Source organism: Ensifer sp. LBL (genome assembly GCF_050435225.1).
Taxonomy (GTDB): domain Bacteria; phylum Pseudomonadota; class Alphaproteobacteria; order Rhizobiales; family Rhizobiaceae; genus Ensifer.
Map to the genome: position 1 here is coordinate 828,363 of NZ_JBNDJY010000001.1, position 19,868 is coordinate 848,230.

At 62.4% G+C, this 19,868-nt stretch carries 19 protein-coding genes; 8 read left to right on the plus strand and 11 right to left on the minus strand.

Going from position 1 to position 19,868, the window contains the following annotated elements; genetic code table 11:
- Window position 1: 1 nt before the first annotated feature.
- From OKW20_RS04010 to OKW20_RS04025, 4 genes are read right to left on the minus strand one after another with little or no spacing between them, the layout of a single operon-like run.
- Window positions 2–2,293: a chemotaxis protein CheA gene (locus tag OKW20_RS04010; protein WP_429170300.1), complete on the minus strand. Its 2,292-nt coding sequence runs from the start codon at window positions 2,291–2,293 to the stop codon at window positions 2–4.
- 19 nt (window positions 2,294–2,312) lie between these two features.
- The gene (locus OKW20_RS04015) at window positions 2,313–2,678 is read right to left on the minus strand and encodes a response regulator (RefSeq protein WP_025425897.1); all 366 of its coding nucleotides are present in this window, start codon (window positions 2,676–2,678) and stop codon (window positions 2,313–2,315) included.
- A 3-nt stretch (window positions 2,679–2,681) separates the two neighbouring features.
- Window positions 2,682–2,975 carry an STAS domain-containing protein gene (locus tag OKW20_RS04020; RefSeq protein WP_043613068.1) on the minus strand — a complete coding sequence of 98 codons (294 nt, stop codon included), beginning with the start codon at window positions 2,973–2,975 and terminating at the stop codon, window positions 2,682–2,684.
- Between the two features lie 41 nt (window positions 2,976–3,016).
- Complete coding sequence (locus tag OKW20_RS04025; protein WP_429170304.1) at window positions 3,017–4,633, minus strand: globin-coupled sensor protein; 1,617 nt, start codon at window positions 4,631–4,633, stop codon at window positions 3,017–3,019.
- A 394-nt stretch (window positions 4,634–5,027) separates the two neighbouring features.
- Between OKW20_RS04025 and OKW20_RS04030 the strand changes: the two genes are divergently transcribed.
- Window positions 5,028–5,285 carry a hypothetical protein gene (locus tag OKW20_RS04030; RefSeq protein WP_429170307.1) on the plus strand — a complete coding sequence of 86 codons (258 nt, stop codon included), beginning with the start codon at window positions 5,028–5,030 and terminating at the stop codon, window positions 5,283–5,285.
- A gap of 36 nt (window positions 5,286–5,321) precedes the next feature.
- On the opposite strand, the gene OKW20_RS04035 is transcribed toward OKW20_RS04030, so the two are convergent.
- The 7 genes from OKW20_RS04035 to OKW20_RS04065 form a co-directional block, all read right to left on the minus strand.
- Window positions 5,322–6,713: an FGGY-family carbohydrate kinase gene (locus OKW20_RS04035; RefSeq protein ID WP_429170309.1), complete on the minus strand. Its 1,392-nt coding sequence runs from the start codon at window positions 6,711–6,713 to the stop codon at window positions 5,322–5,324.
- A 4-nt stretch (window positions 6,714–6,717) separates the two neighbouring features.
- Complete coding sequence (rhaM, locus tag OKW20_RS04040) at window positions 6,718–7,032, minus strand: L-rhamnose mutarotase (RefSeq protein WP_429170311.1); 315 nt, start codon at window positions 7,030–7,032, stop codon at window positions 6,718–6,720.
- A gap of 7 nt (window positions 7,033–7,039) precedes the next feature.
- Window positions 7,040–8,044 carry an ABC transporter permease gene (locus tag OKW20_RS04045; protein WP_429170314.1) on the minus strand — a complete coding sequence of 335 codons (1,005 nt, stop codon included), beginning with the start codon at window positions 8,042–8,044 and terminating at the stop codon, window positions 7,040–7,042.
- The gene (locus OKW20_RS04050; RefSeq protein WP_429170316.1) at window positions 8,044–9,024 is read right to left on the minus strand and encodes an ABC transporter permease; all 981 of its coding nucleotides are present in this window, start codon (window positions 9,022–9,024) and stop codon (window positions 8,044–8,046) included. The genes OKW20_RS04045 and OKW20_RS04050 overlap by 1 nt, the downstream gene beginning before the upstream one ends.
- Window positions 9,021–10,517 (minus strand): sugar ABC transporter ATP-binding protein, encoded by a 1,497-nt coding sequence (locus tag OKW20_RS04055; protein WP_043613189.1) that lies wholly within the window; start codon window positions 10,515–10,517, stop codon window positions 9,021–9,023. Before OKW20_RS04055 ends, OKW20_RS04050 begins: the two co-directional genes overlap by 4 nt.
- A 256-nt stretch (window positions 10,518–10,773) precedes the next feature.
- Entirely contained in the window at window positions 10,774–11,763 is a 990-nt protein-coding gene (gene rhaS, locus OKW20_RS04060; RefSeq protein ID WP_043613083.1) for a rhamnose ABC transporter substrate-binding protein, read from the minus strand.
- A gap of 115 nt (window positions 11,764–11,878) precedes the next feature.
- Window positions 11,879–12,691 carry a DeoR/GlpR family DNA-binding transcription regulator gene (locus tag OKW20_RS04065; RefSeq protein WP_065774466.1) on the minus strand — a complete coding sequence of 271 codons (813 nt, stop codon included), beginning with the start codon at window positions 12,689–12,691 and terminating at the stop codon, window positions 11,879–11,881.
- 202 nt (window positions 12,692–12,893) lie between these two features.
- On the opposite strand from OKW20_RS04065, the gene OKW20_RS04070 reads away from it, so the two are divergent.
- The 7 genes from OKW20_RS04070 to OKW20_RS04100 all read left to right on the plus strand — a co-directional run bounded on the left by OKW20_RS04070 (window position 12,894) and on the right by OKW20_RS04100 (window position 19,801).
- Window positions 12,894–14,993: a bifunctional rhamnulose-1-phosphate aldolase/short-chain dehydrogenase gene (locus OKW20_RS04070; RefSeq protein ID WP_429170320.1), complete on the plus strand. Its 2,100-nt coding sequence runs from the start codon at window positions 12,894–12,896 to the stop codon at window positions 14,991–14,993.
- 14 nt (window positions 14,994–15,007) lie between these two features.
- A complete protein-coding gene (gene rhaI / locus OKW20_RS04075) occupies window positions 15,008–16,303 on the plus strand; it encodes an L-rhamnose catabolism isomerase (protein WP_429170322.1) in 1,296 nt (431 codons plus the stop codon).
- Between the two features lie 159 nt (window positions 16,304–16,462).
- The gene (locus OKW20_RS04080; protein WP_034796969.1) at window positions 16,463–16,717 is read left to right on the plus strand and encodes a GlsB/YeaQ/YmgE family stress response membrane protein; all 255 of its coding nucleotides are present in this window, start codon (window positions 16,463–16,465) and stop codon (window positions 16,715–16,717) included.
- Between the two features lie 128 nt (window positions 16,718–16,845).
- Window positions 16,846–17,034: a hypothetical protein gene (locus OKW20_RS04085; protein WP_034796970.1), complete on the plus strand. Its 189-nt coding sequence runs from the start codon at window positions 16,846–16,848 to the stop codon at window positions 17,032–17,034.
- A gap of 87 nt (window positions 17,035–17,121) precedes the next feature.
- A complete protein-coding gene (locus OKW20_RS04090) occupies window positions 17,122–17,583 on the plus strand; it encodes a YbaK/EbsC family protein (RefSeq protein ID WP_043613094.1) in 462 nt (153 codons plus the stop codon).
- A gap of 119 nt (window positions 17,584–17,702) precedes the next feature.
- Window positions 17,703–18,089: a DUF930 domain-containing protein gene (locus OKW20_RS04095; RefSeq protein WP_402323362.1), complete on the plus strand. Its 387-nt coding sequence runs from the start codon at window positions 17,703–17,705 to the stop codon at window positions 18,087–18,089.
- A gap of 464 nt (window positions 18,090–18,553) precedes the next feature.
- The gene (locus tag OKW20_RS04100; RefSeq protein ID WP_429112348.1) at window positions 18,554–19,801 is read left to right on the plus strand and encodes a glycosyltransferase family 2 protein; all 1,248 of its coding nucleotides are present in this window, start codon (window positions 18,554–18,556) and stop codon (window positions 19,799–19,801) included.
- The last annotated feature ends 67 nt before the right edge of the window (window positions 19,802–19,868 follow it).

Below are 19,868 nucleotides of genomic sequence, written 5' to 3' on the forward strand. Positions count from 1 at the left end.
ATTATCCGACTGCAGCAAGTGACATTTCAGGTTTCAGCGAGTGCCCGCGCGAGGCGGCGACGATCGCGTCGACATCGAGGATGAGCGCCACGCGACCGTCACCCAGAATGGTCGCGGCGGCGATACCCGGCACGTGGGTGTAGTTGGCTTCCAGGCTCTTGATCACCACCTGGCGCTGCCCCTGGATCGCATCGACCATCAAAGCACGCTGGCCGCCACCTTCCGATTCCACCAAGAGCGCGACGCCCTCGACCGGGTTCGCCTGGATGGCGCGGAAGTTGAGGATGCGACCGACGTCGACGAGCGGGCAGAACGAGTTGCGGATCGAGATAAGCCGCTGGTTGGAACCGAAGGAGTGGATCGCCGAGGCTTCCGGCTGCAGCGTTTCGACGATCGCGGTCAGCGGCACGACCAGCGTCTGGTTGGCAACGGTGACCACCATGCCGTCGAGAACGGCGAGCGTCAGCGGCAGGCTCATGGTGAAGACCGAACCGTGGCCCGGTTTCGACGAAATGTTGATGCGACCGCCGAGCGCCTGGATCGAGCGCTTGACCACGTCCATGCCGACGCCGCGGCCGGAAATGTCGGAGATCTTGTCAGCCGTCGAGAAGCCGGCGTGGAAGATCAGGTTGTCGATCTCTTCGTCCGACAGGTTGGCATCGGCGGCGATCAGGTCGTTGTCGATCGCCTTCTGGCGCACCTTCTCGCGGTTGATGCCGGCGCCGTCGTCGGCAAGCTCGATGACGATGCGGCCGGAACGGTGCTTCGCCGTCAGGCGGACCGTACCTTCGGCGCTCTTGCCGGCGGCAAGGCGCTTTTCCGGCGTTTCGAGGCCGTGGTCGACCGCGTTGCGGATCATGTGGGTCAGCGGCTCGGCGAGCTTGTCGATGACCGTCTTGTCGACTTCGGTGTTCTCGCCTTCGGTGATGAGGCGGACCGACTTGCCGGTCATGTCGGCGATTTCGCGAACGATACGCGACATGCGCTGGAAGACCGGCTTCACCGGCTGGGCGCGGATCGCCATCACCGAATCCTGGATCTCGCGGGTGAGCTGCTGCAGCTCTTCGAGGCCCATGTTGATCGAGGACGTACCGTTGGTGTCGTTCTCGACGACGCTCTGCGAGAGCATCGCCTGGTTGATCACGAGTTCGCCGACAAGGTTGATCAGGCGGTCGACGCGATCGAGATCGACGCGGATGGTCGGCGTTGCAGCCGATGCGGCAGCCTGTTGCGCGGCAGCGCTCTGTGCGGCGGCACTGGCAGCCGGTGCTGCCTTTTCGGCCGGTGCGCGGGCGGCGGACTGCGCCATCTGCAGCACGTTGCTTGCCGTGCTGGCAGCCGAAACCGCGGCGTCGCGATCCTGCTGCTGGGAGACAAGCTGTTCTTCTTCCTCGACGACACCGACCGATACCGCCGGTTCGTCATCAAGGATCGACAGGTCGAAGGGAACCGGCTGCATCGGCAGCTCTTCGCCCGACTGCGTCGCCTCGTCTTCGACCAGCGAAATCTCCAGGTCGCAATCCCACTCGGCGAATTCGAAAACCGTGCGGATCGCGTCCTCGCCCTTGTCGGTCTTGAGCGAGATCTTCCAGAAGAAATAGGCGCTCTCCGGGCTCAGCCGATCGAGCGTCGGCAGTGCGCCCGTGTCGCAATGGATGCTCATCTCGCCAAGGCGCGAGAGGTCGCGCAGAAGCAGCGTTGCCTCATTGCCCTTGGCATAGAGATCGGACTTCGGCTTGAAGACAATCTCGTAGGTGGGCATTTCCATCAGCGGCGGCTCTTCGGCCGCGTCGAAGTCATCGAAGGAGAAGGCGACCGGCTGGAAGCCTTCGTCGTTGACCGGTGGCGGCGCCACGGCAGCGACGGGCTTGGCAACCGGTTCGGCCGGTGCTGCCGACGCCTGCGGCACTTCACCGTTTGCGAGCGCCTCGAGTTCCTTGATCAGCTGGCGGCTGCGCGCCTCATCGACGCTGCCGCCATCGCGCGCAGCGTTGGTGAGGTCGGCGAGCACGTCGGCCGATTTCAGCATGACCTTCAGAACTTCCGGTCCGGGATCGAGCCTATTGGAACGAACGCAATCAAGGGTCGTCTCGAACACGTGCGCGAAGGAGACCAGGTCGTCCAGCCCGAAGGCGCCGGCGCCACCCTTGATGGAGTGCACCGCACGGAAAACGGCATTGACCGTTTCCGGGTCGCGGTCGCCATCATTGAGCTTCAGCAGACCCGATTCCAGTTCGGCGAGTTGTTCCTCGCATTCCTGGAAGAAGATCTCTTTGATTTCGTTCATATCCATTGGAGGCTATCCCCGGACTTCAGGCCGTTACGCGCTCGATTGCATCGATGAGTTTGGTCGGGTCGAACGGCTTGACGATCCAGCCGGTTGCACCCGCCTGACGCGCGCGGTTCTTCTTTTCCGCATCGCTTTCGGTGGTCAGCACCAGGATCGGAATGGCGCGGTAGCGATCGTTCTTGCGCACGCCTTCGATGAAGCCGAAGCCGTCGAGACGCGGCATGTTGATGTCGGTGACGATCACGTCCGGATTGGCTTCCTCCAGGACCTCAAGGCCCTCGACGCCGTCTTCGGCCTGGATCGTTTCGAAACCGGCATTGTTCAGCGTGACCAGCAGCATGTTTCGGATCGTCCGGGAGTCGTCGACCGTCAGAACTCGCTTTTTCATTTCTCAAATCTCCTTTGCCATCAGGTGGTCGATCTCGACCCCGATGAGCTGTGTCGTTTTGTCGAAAGCGTCCGACACCTTGCTGAAGGTGAAAGACAAATGATCCTCTTCCCAGGTCTTGGCGCCGGCCATCAGCACCTGGACACAAAGCGTCCCGACCCGCTCGACCGCGGAAGCGTCGATCACGATGTCGCTGCCCTTGAGCGCGAGCAGCTTCTCGTGCAGTGCCGTCGCCTCGTTCAGGTCCAAAACCGGAGCGAGGCTAAGCGTCTTCTGAGCGGTCTTCTTGCTGGCCATTCCTGTCTTCCTCGACTGCTAACTCTCTACTGCCCTAATAATCAGCGCTGCCAACCGGCGAGCTGCCGCTGCAGCCCGTCGTCAAACAGCGGTGCGGCCGGCTCGTCGGCAACGGCGGCCGATGCGTGACGGAAGGGCTCGCGACCGGTGCGTGCCGGCGCAACCGGATGGCGGCGCTCCAGGCGGAACTGACGGATGGTCTCGCCGAGTTCGACGATGACTGTGTGAAGATCGTCCGACGAGCGGACGGTATCGCCAGCGAGCGCGGCACTTGCCTCGACGCCCCTGGAGATCGTGCCGATTTCGCTGGCAACGCCGCGGAGGTCGCCGACCTGCTGCTCCGCCTCGCGGGCGATGCCGGATACGGCGGAATTGATCGACGTCACCTGCTCGACAATGCTGCTGATTGCGTCCTGGGTGCGGCCGACGATCTCGACGCCGGTCTCGACCTGCGCCTTGGTGCCGGAAACAAGCTGCTTGATTTCGCGCGCCGCTTCGCCGGAGCGCTGCGCCAGCGCGCGTACTTCCTGGGCAACGACGGCAAAGCCGCGACCGCTGTCGCCGGCGCGCGCCGCTTCGATGCCGGCGTTGAGCGCCAGAAGGTTGGTCTGGAAGGCGATCTCGTCGATGACGCCGATGATCTGGCCGATCTTTTCGGCCGACGCCTCGATGTCGGCCATGGCGGTGATCGCCTGGCCGGCGATCTCGCCGCTGCGCTCGACCGCGATGCGGGTCTCGTTGGTCTTCGTTTCCGTAGCGCTGATCCGGCCCGAGCCGGTCGCCATGCGTCCGGCCATGTCTGAGAGCATGGCAAGCTGCCCGGAAAGTGCTTCGGCTTCAGCGCTCGCCTTGCCCGAGAAGGCGGTCGCGCCGTCGCGCATGCGGTCGACCAAGGCCCCGGCGGCCTGGTTGCGCTGATCGGACGCCTGAAGGCTTTGCTGGATCTGTTCGAGCGCCGCATTCAGGCTCGCGACGATCGGCTGGTAGGCTTCGACGGCCGTTTCCGGCAGCCGCGCGCCGAGATCGCCCTGGCTCACGCCTTCGGCAAAGTCGCTGAAAAGCGCCTTGACCTCCAGTTCGTCGGCGCTGCGCTGCTCGGCGAGCTGCCGCTGATGCTGCTGGCGGAGAGCGTTGAAGCGGAGCGAAACGCCGATCTCGCTGTCGACGAAGGTCGTGCGCACCAGAGCGGCAACCAGCTCGCAGAGTTCGCGGCGGCGCGCCTTGCCCATCGGTAGGAAGGACCTTGGCCAGGCATCCTCGATGAGCCCGACGATGAGATGTTCGAGTACGACGGCATGGCTTGCCATCTGCCAGCGCGGGTCGAGGCCCATGCGGCTTGCGGTGTCTGCGAGCACCTTGATGCGCTCGGCATAGAGCCCGTCAAAGCGTGCGTCGGTCAGCACGTTCCAGTGCGACGACTGAAGATCCTGGAGGCGATCGATCTGGCGGTCGCTGTCGAAATGGCGGGCCGCGTCAGGGTAGGTCTGGAGGCGCTGGAAGAGGTCGCGAAGCGCCTGATCGATCCGGGGAGAAAGCTTTTGCCTGTGATCGCGGACGCGGTTGCAGCTCTCGTCATCGAGCCCGGCAAAGCGCAGGCGCTCCAGCAGGCTGCCTGCCTGGCCCTTTTTTGCCTGTTCTGACGATGCTTCCTGCCTCAACGCTGATCCCCGGTGTGCACGTTCGGAACTTGCCTGGGGAGCATCAGGGAGGGCCACGGTCCACCGGACGTGCACGCCACATCGATGAGATCAGCCTCCGCCGAAACGCGTCTGCTGTCGTTCATCCCGCAAGTAAATTCGGTGAAGAATGGATACCGGACCGGAACCGGTACGGCGGGGCGGCATCATGCCTTGAGGAGACTTGTGAATTATCCCATTCCGACGTGTGGGACCATGTTTATGGTTAATTCCTTGCTTGAAGGTTAACGGTCCCTCGCCTCTAATCGGAATCACTAAAATTCACAGGGTGTTTTTGGGTGCTATTTTTGCGCTGCAACAAAACTGTAATAAACACCCGCGAAACCAACAGGTTCTCAATCACAAGAGTTTAGAATTGTACTTCGACTTGCGCTCGCGTATCGAAGCGAAAGTGAAGTGGGCGCTGCATGCGCGAAGAAACCTTCGCATCACGCAAAGCGACATCATGACGATGCGCTTACAGGAAACGAACAATGATTGTTCTTGGCATTGGCGCCGCACTCACAGCAATCCTGACAATGATGGCAGTATCGATCGTTCTCAACATCGAGCACAACCGATCGGCAAAGCGCAGTTCTGTGTTTTGATCGGGCTTCAGCCCGTCTCTTACTGACACAACCAGGCATCTCTGCGGCCGGGAACGGATGTTCTACGGCCGCTTTTCTTTGCCCGCATGGTCCTGCGTCGCCTTTTGCCATGCCTGCGCATAGGTGGCGAGGCTCTCCGCGATCTCGCCCACAAGCGGCTCGACCCCGGTCCTGACCGCGGATCCCTTAACGAGACACGCAGCACCGAGGCTTGTCCCCGTGATATTGTGGGGATCGGCAAAGACCGGCCGGCCGGTCGCGGCAGCAAGCATGCGCAGATAGGTCCCATTGGAAGCAAAGGGCCCCTCGACGACGATGTCGCCGCGGGCTCCGATCAGGCCGAGACAGGTGGCCGTCATCAGCGCCAGGTGGAACGAGACGACGACGAAACGTTCGGCGGGATCAAGCTCCTCTTCGTCCGTCGTCCAGATCGCCTTTGCAGCCGGAAAGGGACCGGACCCCTCGGGAATGGACGGCAGCAACATGTGGCCGGCCTTGGCCACAGCCTCTTCCGTCTCCGGCGACACGGGAACCGCCGCCCCCGCCCCCAACAGAAGCTGGAAGGCGCGGCCGCCCATGAAACGGGCGGAGGGTACGGGATCGCCAAGCGCGTTGACGTTTACAAGCGTGTCGCGGTGTTCGTCGAGCGCCCTCGCCTCGGCGCCGACCGCGAGCATCACCACCCAGGTGCCGGTGGAGACCACCGAGAAGGGCGCGGCCCGCGTCAGGAGATGCGGCAACAGCGAGGCGTTGGAATCGTGAATGCCGCAATAGACCGGGGTCCCTGATGCGATGCCCGTTGCAGCACAGAGCTCCGGCCGCAGAGCACCGGCGATATCGCTCGCCTTCAGCACCGGTGCGAAAAGGGGCTCCCACCCCTGGCTTTCGACCAACGACGAGAACGTGCCGGCGCGCGGGTTCCAGAGATCGGTGTGGCAGCCGAGCGAGGTCAGTTCGTTGCAGAGCGTGCCGGTCAGCCGATAGGTCCAATATTGCGCATAGGTGAGAATCGAGGCGACCCTGACGAAGGCGTCGGGAAATGTCTTCTGCTGCCAGTAGAGTTGTGCGCCGACATTGAGCCCCATCGGCAGACGCGCAGAGCCGGTCTCGGAAAAGGGCGGCCTGACTTGATCATACTCGGCGGCGAGGCTGTCGGGGCCGGCGTGCTCATAGTCAAGCACCGGAAGCGCCAGATTGCCTGATGCATCGAGCACGACGGCGGTCGCGCCATGGGTGGTGATCGAGATCGCCTCGAAGGCGTGTTCGGCATGGAGTGCTGCGAGGCTTTCGAGCAGGAAAGCCCAGAGATGCTCGACATCGAAATGCGGATAGGGACTATCGGTCAGCACCGCATTCGCCGTCTTGCGGACGGCGATCTCCTCGAAACGGTCGAGATCGACTGCCGCAACCTTGGCATTGGTCTTGCCGATATCGATAACGCCAACAACCCGCATGCGATCATTCCATATGAAAGACGGTCTTGAGCGGCACCGCGACCGGCTCGTTGTCGGCCTTGGTTTCCATGATATCAGCCATATGCGCCCACCATCTCTGCATGATGGGATGGGACGGCAGCTCGGCCATGCGATGGTCGTCCGTGCGCCAGAGCACGCCGAAAAGCAGATCGGTCTCCTCGTCCAGATGGATGGAGTAGTCGGAGACGCGGGCCTCCTTCAGCAGGGCGGCCAGTTCCGGCCAGATGGCATCGTGCCGTGCCTTATATTCGGCGGCCATGCCCGGGTTCAGGCGCATGCGGAAGGCGTATTTTTCCATCGGATCCTCAATGTGCGAGACGCTGGCGCGCGCGCCGCCAGAGAATGGGGAGCGCGATCACCGAGATCAACAGCAGGCCGATGAAGATCGACATGACGATGCCCGGCACGTTGAGCAGACCGAAGCCGAAGGTCACCATGCCCATGATCAGGGCGGCCAGCACGACGCCGGGGATGGTGCCGGAGCCGCCGAGAATATTGACACCGCCAAGCACCACCATCGTCACCACTTCCAGCTCCCAGCCGAGCGCGATCGATGGGCGCGTCGAGCCGAGCCGCGAAGTCAGGCAAATCGAGGCAAGCCCGGCCATCAGCCCGGTCAAAAGGAACAGGATGAACTTGATGCGCGCAACGCGGATGCCGGAGAAGAGTGCTGCCGTCTGGTTGTTGCCGATGGCATAGACCGCACGGCCGAAATTGGTCTTGTGCAGGACAACACCATAGACGACCGCAAGGGCAATGAAGAGCGTGAACTCGAAGGAGAACACCCACCAGACATAGCCTTGGCCGAACCAGGAGAAGCTGTCGGGATAGCCGGTGAAAGCCTGGTCGCCGAGGATGATGAAGGAGAGACCGCGAAAGAGGCTCATGGTGCCGATCGTCACCACGATCGACGGCAGCCCGAGACCGGTGATCAGCAGGCCGTTGATCGCCCCGCAAATGAGCCCGACTGAGAGGCCGATCACCACCAGCGCCGGCGTGTCGAAGCCGAGTTGCACGGCATAGCCCATCGCCGTCGAGGCGAGCGCGATGATCGAGGCTACCGACAGATCGATCTCGCCGGAAATGATCACCAGCGCCATGGCGAAGGCAATCATCGCCTTTTCGGTGAAGTTGAAGGTCGCGTCCGAAAGGTTCCAGGGGTCGAGGAAATAGGGCGAGGCCAGCGAGTTGCCGAGGAAGATGAGGCAGGCGACCACGAGCAGCAGGCTTTCCCAGCTCTTCAGCAACCGCGCGCCGCGGCCTTCCAGCCGGTCGGGAATATGCCGTGGGGTAAGGTGGGTCTCGGCCATCAGACAGCCTCCGCCTTTCTCAAGATGACGCGGCCCTTGCGCCGCTCGGCGCGGGCGTTGACGGCAACGGCAATGATGATGACCATGCCCGAAATCGCCAACTGGGCGAAGGGCGAGATATTGATGACCGGTAGCGCGTTCTTGATCACGCCAAGGAACAGCGCACCGAGCACCGCGCCTGCCACCGTGCCGATACCGCCGGCGATCGATATGCCGCCGATGACGCAGGCCGCGATGATGTCGAGCTCGAAGCCGGCAGCGATATCGACATAGGCGACGGCATAACGCGACACCCAGAGATAACCCGAGAGCCCGGCGAGTGCGCCCGAAAGGCAATAGGCGAAGAAGCGGGTGCGGCCGACATCGATGCCGGTATAGACGGCCGCATGCGGATTGCCGCCGACGGCATAGAAGGCGCGCCCGAGCGCCGTGCGGCTCATCAGCAGGAAGACGAGCGTGATCATCACCAGCGAGAGCCAGGAGAGAACCGGGAAACCAAGGAGTTCGTCGCGCGGCAAGGCCTTGAAGGCGTCGCTCATCTGGTGGGCGTTGATCCACTTGCCGCCACTCAGGAGAAAGATCATGCCGCGATAGATGGTGAGCGTGCCGAGGGTTACGACGATCGGCGGAATGTCGAGCTTCCAGACGAGCGCGCCGTTGATCATGCCGAGCAGCGTGCCGAGCGCGACCGCCGCAAGGATGATCAGCGGGATCGGCAGCCCCGGGAAGGCGGCGTTCAGCATTGCCGCCACCATGCCCGAGAGCGCGAGGTTGGCGGCCATCGAAAGATCGATGCAGCGTGTCAGGATCACCGCCATCTGGCCAAGCGCCAGAATGATCAGGATCGACGTGTCGTTATAGACGCGTGCGAGGTTCGCGGGCGCGACGAAGGGCGGGAAACGCCAGGTGATCAGCGCCAGCAGCACGGCGATCGCACCGACCAGCAGCAGTTCGCGGTTCCTGAGGATGTTTGCCATCACGCGGCCTCCTGAATGCCGGCAGCGGCACGCACCAGCTTTTCCGCCGTCAGATCCGCGCGCTCGAAGCGCCCGGCGATCCGCCCCTCGCGCATGACGATGACGCGATCAGACATGCCCATGATCTCCGGGATTTCCGAGGAGACCATGATGACGCTGAGGCCCTGTGCGGCCAGTTCGCTCATGAAGGCGTGGACCGCGGCCTTGGAGCCGATGTCGATGCCCTTGGTCGGCTCGTCGAGGATGATCACCTTCGGCTTCGTCGCCAGCCACTTGGCGATGACGACCTTCTGCTGGTTGCCGCCCGAAAGCGTACCGACATCCTGATCGAGCGAGGCGGCGCGCAGGTCGAGGCGCGCGGTGTACTCGCGAGCGAGCGCGAACTCGTTGGCGAGTTTCAGAAAGCCTGAGCGCGAGGTGCGCGACAGCGACGGCAAAGTGACGTTCTGGAAGATCGGCAGGCCGATGATCGCACCCTGGCGGCCGCGCTCTTCCGGCACATAGACGATACCAGCCCGGATCGCTTCGGACGGGCTGCGGATCACCAGCACCTCGCCATCGAGCCGGACGGCGCCGGCCGACGGCCGGGTGACGCCGATCAGCGACTGCATGAATTCGGAACGGCCAGCGCCGACCAGGCCGTAGAAGCCGAGGATCTCGCCGCGGCGAAGCTCGAAGTTGATATCCTCGAACTCGGTCGGATGGCGATAGCCCGAAACGGTCAACACCGGTTCGCCGATCGCCACGTCCTTCTTCGGGTAAACCGAGCCGACGGCGCGGCCAACCATGAGGCGCACCAGTTCGTCCTGGCTGACATCGGCGATCAACCCTTCATCGACCATCGTTCCGTCGCGAAACACCGTGTAGCGGTCGGCGATGCGGAAGATTTCATCGAACTTGTGGCTGATGAACAGGATCGCCTTACCGTCTGCCTTCAGCCGTTCGACGAGGGCATAGAGCTCGTGGATTTCCTTGTGCGACAGCGCCGCCGTCGGCTCGTCCATGATCACCACCTGCGCATCGATCGACAGCGCGCGGGCGATCGCGACCAGATGTTTCTTGGCGATACCGAGATCGCGCAGGCGGATGGTCGGATCGAGATCGGCGCCGGCCCGCGCAAGCAGCGCACGTGCATCAGCATTGAGCTTCTTCCAGTCGATCAGTCCCAAGCGATTGCGCGGAGCGTGGCCGAGAAAGATGTTTTCGGCGACCGAAAGCTCGTCGAAGAGCACGGTTTCCTGGTGAATGGCAGTGACGCCGGCGCGGGCGGCCGCAAGCGCCGTCGGAAAATGAACCTCCTGGTCACTGACGGAGATCGTGCCCTCGTCCGGCTGGTAGATTCCGGTCAGGATCTTGACGAGCGTCGACTTTCCGGCACCGTTTTCGCCGATCAGCGCGGTCACCGATCCTGGATAGAGCGCCAGCGAAACATCGGAGAGCGCCTTCACGCCGGGAAAGGACTTCGAAATCCCCTCGAGCGCAATGGCGGGCTTCATCCGCGATGTGAGCGTATCCTGCAGCAAGAGACAGTCCACCATTCAGTCGTTTCGATTATGCAAAGCTTGTCGAGGCGACGGTTACGCCGCGCGAGGATGCCCCTCACCCTGCCCTCTCTCCGCTGACGCAGACAGGGAACGAGTATGCCGCACGCCTCCCTCCTCGTCGGGAAGGGGGCAAACCGTTGCCGCTTGTCCCTTCTCCCCGTCGAACGGGGAGAAGGTGCCGGCAGCCGGATGAGGGGCTTTCGCCGGATCAAAAGATCTTGGCGAATTCCTCGACATTCTTGGCATCGTAGACGAACGGGTCGGCCATCGCGCCTTCGTTGTTGTCGTCGAGCTTGACGGCGCCCATGCGGCCCATCTTCAGTTCAGCACCGGGCTTCGCTTCGGCACCGTTGATCAGGTCGTAGGCAATCATCGTTGCGGAGTAGCCGAGGTCGATCGGGTTCCAGATCGCGAAGGACTTGGAGGCGCCCGACTTCACGTGGCCCGCCATTTCCGAGGGAAGGCCGAGACCGGTGACGTTGATCTGGCCGATCTTGCCGGCGTCCGTGACGGCCTGTGCGGCTGCGACGATGCCGACCGACGTCGGCGCGATGATCGCCTTCAGGTTAGGATAGGACTGAATAAGGCCTTGCGTTTCGCGGTAGGACTTGTCGGCGAGATCGTCGCCGTAGACGGTCGCAACGACATTGATGCCCTTGTAGTTGCCCTCAACCTTCTTCATCTCGGCGATCCAGGTGTTCTGGTTGGTCGAGGTCGCCGTTGCCGACAGCACTGCGACGTCGCCGCCTTCAGGCAGGTTGTCGGCGGCGAGCTTGATGATCATGTTGCCGATCAGCGGGCTCGACGACGGGTTGAGGTGCATCAGGCGGCCATCCTTGGCGACGCCCGAATCCCAGGAGATGACCTTGATGCCGCGATCCATCGCCTTCTTCAGCGCCGGAACGAGGGCATCGGTGTCGTTGGCGGAAACGGCGATGGCATCAACCTTCTGGGCGATCAGCGAGTTGATCACCTCGATCTGGCCTTCGGCGGTCGTCGTCGTCGGGCCGGTGTAGATCACCTCGACGTCGCCCAGCTCCTTGGCAGCTTCCTGCGCGCCCTTGTTGGCGGCTTCGAAGAAGCCGATGCCGAGCGCCTTGACTACGAGCGCGATCTTCTTGTTTTCCGCATGCGCGGCATTGGCCATCAGCGCCAGCGAAACGGCGGCCGTGACCATCAGTGACTTCAGGATCTTCATGCTCATTTCCTCCCAATGACCGGCACGCGACAAGCGTCACCGGCGCGATTTCCTCCATTGGCGATGCCCCGGCCCCTCCGGTCGTGAGCGTCACCTTCCCCTCTCCTCGCCTGCCTCAGGCGGACGAGGACATGTTCTCCGCATCTGCGCCGGCTCTCGAGCTGGCAACGACCAGCCGCACGCCGGCATTTTCGAGCATCGCGGCATGCCTGTCCTCGATGCCCGAATCCGTGATGACAGTGGCGATCCGCTTCAATCCGCACAGGATCAGGCTGGAACGCTTGTGAAATTTCGAGGAGTCGACCAACACGACGAGTTCGTCGGCCTGGTCGATCAGTTTCTGCTCCGCCTGGATCAACAGCGGATCCGCCTCCATCAGGCCGAGCGGGCCGAGGCCCTGCGCCCCCATGAACATGCGGCGCGCATAGAAATTACGCGTCACGTCATTGTCGAAGGGGCTGAGGATGATGTTCTGCTCGCGGTAGATCGTGCCGCCCGACAGCATCACCGTATTCTTCGAGTGTTTCAGAAGATGCTCGGCTATCGGGAAGGAATTGGTGAAAACCTGCATCCGCCGATTGCTGAGGAAATGCACCATCTGAAAGGTGGTGGTCCCACCATTGATGATGATCGGTTCGCCGTCCTCGCAAAGCGCCACCGCTTCCTTGGCGATCGCCTGCTTCTCGCGGGCATGCAGACCCTCGTTAACCTTGAACGGTCGGCCGGCGAGCCCGACGAATTGCGGCGGATTGATCGCCTCGGCGCCGCCGCGCACCCGGCGCAGCTTCTTCTGCACGTGGAGGGCTGCAATATCGCGCCGGATCGTCGCCTCGGAACTATCGGTCAGATCGACCAGTTCCTGGACGGTGACGACGGGTTTTTCCTGAACCGCCGACTGAATGATCCGGTGTCTTTCTTTCTCGTGCATGCGTTCCTCCGATGGCGTTCATGCTTCCATCACGATCGACCATTGTCAATCACAAACAATCATATTTTTTCATTGTGCAGCGCAGTATGCGCGAACTTGATCGTTTTTGATTGACTTTAACGCTCAAGTCCTGTGATCTGATGCCAACCACATCTCTGCGCGGTCGCCAAGCCGCGCGACATCAGACCGGGAGGAAATCGAGATGCTCGACAAGCAGCAGGGTGCGCGACTTGCAAACCTTTGGGACGAGGCAAAGGCTGCCGGCATGAGCGAATCCGAGCGCCTGCTCTATCGCTCCAACCTGCTCGGCTCCGACAAGCGCATCACCAATTACGGCGGCGGCAACACCTCGGCCAAGGTGATGGAGAAGGATCCGCTTGGGGGCGGCACGGTCGAGGTTCTCTGGGTTAAGGGTTCGGGCGGCGATGTCGGCACGATCAAGCTCGACGGCTTTGCCACGCTTTATATGGACAAGCTCAACGCGCTGAAGTCGATCTATCGCGGCGTCGCGTTCGAAGACGAGATGGTCGGCTACCTGCCGCATTGCACCTTCAACCTCAATCCGCGCGCCGCCTCGATCGATACGCCCCTGCATGCCTATGTGCCGAAGAAGCATGTCGACCATATGCACCCCGACGCGATCATCGCGATTGCCGCTGCCAAGAACAGCCGTGACCTGACGGCAAAGATTTTTGGCGACGACATCGGCTGGCTGCCCTGGAAGCGCCCGGGCTACGAACTCGGCCTGTGGCTTGAAAAATTCTGCCTGGAAAATCCCCGGGCGCGCGGTGTCGTGCTCGAAAGCCATGGCCTCTTCACCTGGGGCGACACGGCGAAGGAAGCCTATGAGACCACGGTCGAGATCATCAACAAGGCAATCGCCTGGTTCGAGGCCGAGAACACCGAGCCTGCCTTTGGCGGCGCAGTGAAGCCGGTGCTCGACGCGGCCGCCCGCGCCGACGTGGCGCGCAAGCTGATGCCGGTCATCCGCGGCCTGATCAGCGCCGACGAGAAGAAGGTCGGCCATTTCGACGACAGCCAGGCCGTGCTCGATTTCGTCACGTCGAAGGATCTGAAGCCGCTGGCCGCCCTCGGCACGAGCTGCCCCGACCACTTCCTGCGCACCAAGATCCGGCCGCTGGTGGTCGATTTCGACCCGGCTAGCCCCGATGTCGACAAGACGTTGGCGGCACTTCCCGACACGATCGCGGCTTACCGCGCCGACTACGCCGCCTATTACGAGCGCTGCAAACATGCCGACAGCCCGGCGATGCGCGATCCGAATGCAGTGGTCTATCTCGTGCCCGGCGTCGGCATGATCACTTTTGCCAAGGACAAGGCGACCGCCCGCATCTCCGGCGAGTTCTATGTCAACGCCATCAACGTCATGCGCGGCGCCTCCGGCGTCTCAACCTATGTCGGTCTGCCGGAACAGGAAGCCTTCGACATCGAATACTGGCTGCTTGAGGAAGCAAAGCTCCAGCGCATGCCGAAGCCGAAGAGCCTCGCCGGCCGGATCGCGCTCGTCACCGGCGGCGCCGGCGGTATCGGCAAGGCGACGGCCAACCGGCTGATACAGGAGGGCGCCTGCGTCGTGCTCGCCGATATCGATGAGACGGCGCTTGCGGCGGCCGAGGGCGAACTGTCCAAGCGCTACGGCAAGGATTTCGTCCGCTCCGTCAGCATGAACGTCACCAGCGAGGTGGCGGTCGAGGGCGGCTTTGCCGACGCGCTGCTTGCCTTCGGCGGTCTCGATATCCTCGTTTCCAATGCCGGCCTCGCCTCGTCTGCCGCGATCGAAGACACGACGCTGGCGCTCTGGACCAAGAACATCGACATCCTGACGACAGGCTATTTCCTCGTCTCGCGAGAAGCCTTCCGCATCTTCCGCCGGCAGAAGGCCGGCGGCAACGTCGTCTTCGTCGCCTCCAAGAACGGCTTGGCCGCCTCCCCCGGCGCATCCGCCTATTGCACCGCCAAGGCGGCGGAGATCCACCTCGCCCGCTGCCTGGCGCTCGAAGGCGCTGCCGCACAGATCCGCGTCAACGTCGTCAATCCGGACGCGGTGCTGCGCGGCTCGAAGATCTGGACCGGCGAGTGGAAGGAACAGCGCGCCGCCGCCTACAAGATGGATGTAGACGACCTCGAGGCGCATTATCGCGAACGCTCGATGCTGAAACTCAGCGTGTTCCCCGAGGATATCGCCGAGGCGATCTATTTCCTTTCCTCCGACATGTCGGCGAAATCGACCGGCAACATCATCAATGTCGACGCGGGCAACGCCCAGTCATTTACCCGCTGATCAAGGAGAGTTTCATGACGACCACCATGATCAGCCAGGCGACGGTCGAGGCCGAGAACGAAAGCCGGCTCAGCGCACTTCGCCGGGATTATGAGAGCCTCGGCGAGAGGCTCAGCCGGCGCGGCATCGCGATCGACGAGATCAAGCGCAAGGTCGCCGCCTACGGCGTTGCCGTTCCCTCCTGGGGTGTCGGCACCGGCGGCACGCGCTTTGCCCGCTTCCCCGGCAAGGGCGAGCCGCGCAACATCTTCGACAAGCTCGAGGATTGCGCCGTCATCCAGCAATTGACGCGGGCAACGCCGACCGTTTCGCTGCATATCCCCTGGGACAAGGTGAACGACATTTCCGAACTGAGAGAAAAGGGCACGTCGCTCGGCCTCAGCTTCGATGCAATGAATTCCAACACCTTCTCCGATGCGCCGGGCCAGGAACATTCCTACAAATTCGGCTCGCTGTCGCATGCCGACGCCGCCACGCGCGCCCAAGCGGTGGAGCACAATCTCGAATGCATCGAGATCGGCCGGCAGCTCGGCTCCAAGGCGCTGACGGTCTGGGTTGGCGACGGCTCCAACTTCCCCGGCCAGAGCAACTTCACCCGCGCTTTCGAGCGTTATCTCGATGCGATGAAAGCGGTCTATGCGGCGCTGCCGGAGGATTGGCGCGTCTACACCGAGCACAAGATGTTCGAGCCGGCCTTCTACTCGACGGTTGTCCAGGACTGGGGCAGCAACTATCTGATCGCCCAGGAACTCGGCCCCAAGGCCTTCTGCCTCGTCGATCTCGGCCACCATGCTCCCAACGTCAACATCGAGATGATCGTCGCCCGCCTCATCCAGTTCGGCAAGCTCGGCGGCTTCCACTTCAACGATTCGAAGTACGGTGACGACGATCTCGACACCGGCTCGATCGATCCCTACCGGCTGTTCCTCGTCTTCAACGAACTCGTCGATGCGGAGACCCGCAAGGCCAAAGGGTTCCAACCGGCGCACATGCTCGACCAGAGCCACAACGTCACCGACCCGATCGAAAGCCTGATGACGAGCGCCACCGAGGTTTGCCGCGCCTATGCCCAGGCGCTGATCGTCGACCGCCCGGCGCTCGCAGGCTACCAGGACGACAACGATGCGCTGATGGCGAGCGAGACGCTGAAGGTAGCCTTCCGCACCGATGTCGAGCCGATCCTCGCAATGGCGCGGCTCGACAGCGGCGGCGCAATTGCACCTGTTGCGACCTACCGCAAGAGCGGCTACCGCGCGAAAGTCGCTGCTGAGCGCCCGGCCGTTGCCGGCGGTGGCGGCGGCATCGTCTGACCCTGAACCAAGCGGCACCGGGCTGCCATTTGAGGCCCGGTTCCGCTCATCCTGCGCTCGACCGCTCAAAAAATCGCTGCGCGATGAAATTGCCCCCTATCTGATTTCAATTCCTGATCTATCTTTCCCTTGGAGATCCAAACGGAAAGGGACCCGTTCATGGGCATTGAAAGCATTCTCGTCTTCCTGATCGTCGGCGCGGTCGCCGGCTGGCTCGCCGGGCTCATCGTCAAGGGCGGCGGTTTCGGCCTCATCGGCAATATGGTCGTCGGCATCATCGGCGCCTTCATCGCCGGCTTCCTCTTCCCGGCGATCGGCATCAGCCTGGGAACCGGCATCCTCTCGGCGATCCTGCACGCGACGATCGGCGCCGTCATCCTTCTGGTGCTGATCCGCATCGTCAAACAGGCCTGACCCATCGCCGACGGCAGTACCCATCGCGCCCGGCACATCCCCGCGCCGTTCCATCTGGACGCGCGAAGGGCGCTGTAGCACTGTGATCTGCCGGACGGGACATCGCATTTAGCCAGACGGAGGCGAGCATGAACGCGCTTTATACCGACAAGATCGAAACGGCGTTGAAGTCGTTCATTGCCGATCACCCGGGAATGCAGACACGGGATCAGGCGATCATCGCGATCCTCGAAAACTGGTTCACCAATCATGGCTACCTGCCACCGCAACAGGAAGGTCTGCGTCCGGAAGACCTTGACGCCTCCAACGACGACTGAGAGATTTGCACGCCGGCACGAAGAACCATAGCGCTCTTCGTGCCGCAGCCGACCGCCATTGCCTTTTAATTACGTGAACTGTTCGCCATGAGCCTGACCTCCGTCAAAGACTTCTTCTCAGAGCATGCCCCCGACATCGACGTCATCGAGCTTCAGCAAAGCACCGCAACGGTCGCGCTTGCGGCCGAGGGCCATGGTGTCGAGCCGGCGCAAATTGCCAAGACGCTGGCGCTTCGCGTCGGAGACGACGTGATCCTGATCGTCACGCGCGGCGACGCCCGCCTCGACAACAAGAAATACAAAGCCCGCTTCGGCACAAAGGCGCGCATGCTCGGCTTCGACGAGGTGGAGGCCGAAACCGGCCATCCGGTCGGCGGCGTCTGCCCATTCGGTCTTGCCAAGCCGCACAGCATCTATTGCGACATGTCGCTCAAGGCCTACGACATCGTCGTGCCGGCCGCCGGCGCCACCAACGCGGCTGTGCACATCAGCCCAACCCGCATCGCCGAACTGACCGGCGCCGAGTGGATCGACGTATCCGAAACGTAGTTTGCCGTTTCGGATACGCGGCCTGCCTTGGAATGGCCACAAAGCTTAACTGAAACCGCTGGCGCGTCCCGGCAGTGATTTGCTGGGTCCGTCCTTCCGTTGCCAGGAGTCCGTCAAGCATGAAGCTACTCGCGTACCCGCTCATCTTCGCCGCCACGTTTTCCCCGGCGCTGGCGATGGATCAGTCCCTGGTACGCCAGTTCGAAAAGCTCGACCCCCAGACCCGCCTGGAGCAGCGCTGCGACACCGAAGCGATGGAGCGCATCAACGCCGACAAGTCGAGCTTCAAACCGGACAAGGTGATTGCCTATACCTTCGCCGAACCGGTCGTGAAGGAAGACAAGATGAAGGCGCCGGGCGCCGTGTTCCGCAGCAAGGGGGAATGGTACAAGCTGAAGTTCAAGTGCCGCACCGACGCCGAGCACCTGGATGTCCTGTCTTTCGAATACAAGATCGGCGAGTTGGTGCCGCACGAGAGCTGGGACGAATTCTACCTCTACCCCTGACGGACGTCGAAGGACGCCGCGGCGTTAGAAGGTGGCCAGCCCTAAAGGATGGCCACGAGAAAGAGCAGCGAGCCGAACGACAACGCCGCCATGATGCTCATCAGCATTTTCATCATGTGCTCTGCCATATCGTACACCCTTACCTCGGCACCATCGGAACGACCGCGACGGCGTATCCCGTCCGCCGCTTAGATCCGTCGGACGAGGAGCGGCGTGAGCCTGATCCGAGAGTGCGCCCGCATGGTTAACAAAGCGTTAATTCGAGTGATGCCGAGAGAGGTCGGGCATCCCCTATCCAAGACAAGGCTCACACAAGATCGACACTGAATAACGAATGGGCAGGGGAAGTTCCCTGCATGCGCGGTTTCCCCGCGTCTTGCGGCAGCTCCAGGGCTGGCAATGCGGGCAACGGGCAACGTCCGAGCGACGAGAAATCGCGCGAAATGAGCACCATGGAGAGGCGCGTGAGCCAGGTTAAGCTGAGCATTTGCATTCCAACCTACAATCGCGCGGCGTTTCTCGAAAAGGCGCTCGCCTATTTCGTCGACCTTTACCAATTCTCCTACAAGTACGAGATCATCATCTCCGACAACGCGTCGACGGACGATACGCGCGACGTGGCCGAGCGCTTCATCGCCAAGGGCTTGCCGATTCGTTATCTCAGGCAGGCGGAAAACTACGGTTCCGGCGCAAACGTCGTCAGCGCCTTCAGCCGCGCGACCGGCGAATATGTGCTCTACCTTGCCGACGACGACATCCTGATCAACGACGGCTTGCGCGAGGCGATCCGCTACCTGGATCTCAACCCGGAAGTCACCGCCTGCTACGCCCCCTGGTACACGCATGACGAAGTCGAAGAGCGTGACGATCCGCCGTTCTACATCGTCGACAAGGACACGAAGTTCAAGAAGCGCGCATTCGAGGAGGTGTTCGACTTTCTCTGCGAACGACACGTGTTTCCGGAAATCGGCATCTACCGGGCGTCGGCGCTTCGATCGGCCTGGGTACCCAGGAACTTCGCCTATTGGGCCTTCGCCTATCTCGCCCATTTCCTGGAGCAGGGCGCCGTCGCCTTCCTGAGAAAGCCGTTCTATCGACAGGTCACCCGCTCGAAGATTGCTCGCGACCGGCCGCAGGCCGGCCATGCCGACGTGCTCACCGCCTGGGACAGCTACCGCGGCGGCCTTGAATATTTCCTCTATTCCGGCGCCAAGCGCGGCGCCGTGCGGCTGACGCCCGAGCGTCGGGCCTATCTCGATGCGCAGGTGCGGGATTTCACCATGCTGCGCATGACGGTTGCGCTGCGCATGTGGATCGCGAAGAAGGACTACATCCGAGCCTATGAGCTTTATACCCGTCTGATGCTCGGCGGCTTCGAACACCATCCCGAACTGCAGCGGTCAAAGGGCGTTCTGCCACTCATGGTCGCCCTGCAGACGGTGATGTGGCATACGAACGCGGTGGCCGAGATCGATCGTCTGGTGCTTCACGGCGTCGACGACTATGGAGCGATCGAAGAGCTGTTGCGCGATCTTGGCCTGCGCTCCCATCTCGCCGTCGTTCCCGGCACGACGGAACTCACGCCGGAGGAAATTGCCCGCACGGCCGTCTTCGTCACTGTTGACAGCGACCGCAAGCACTATCTTCGCAAGGGGCACCTGCCGAACCTGGTGGTCAGCGAAAGCGACATCCTCAACCACGTTCTGCTTTAAAATACAAAAGGGCGCCGCTGGCGCCCTCGTTTCTTTTCGCAGGTTATACCGGGAAGCGCGACGGGCA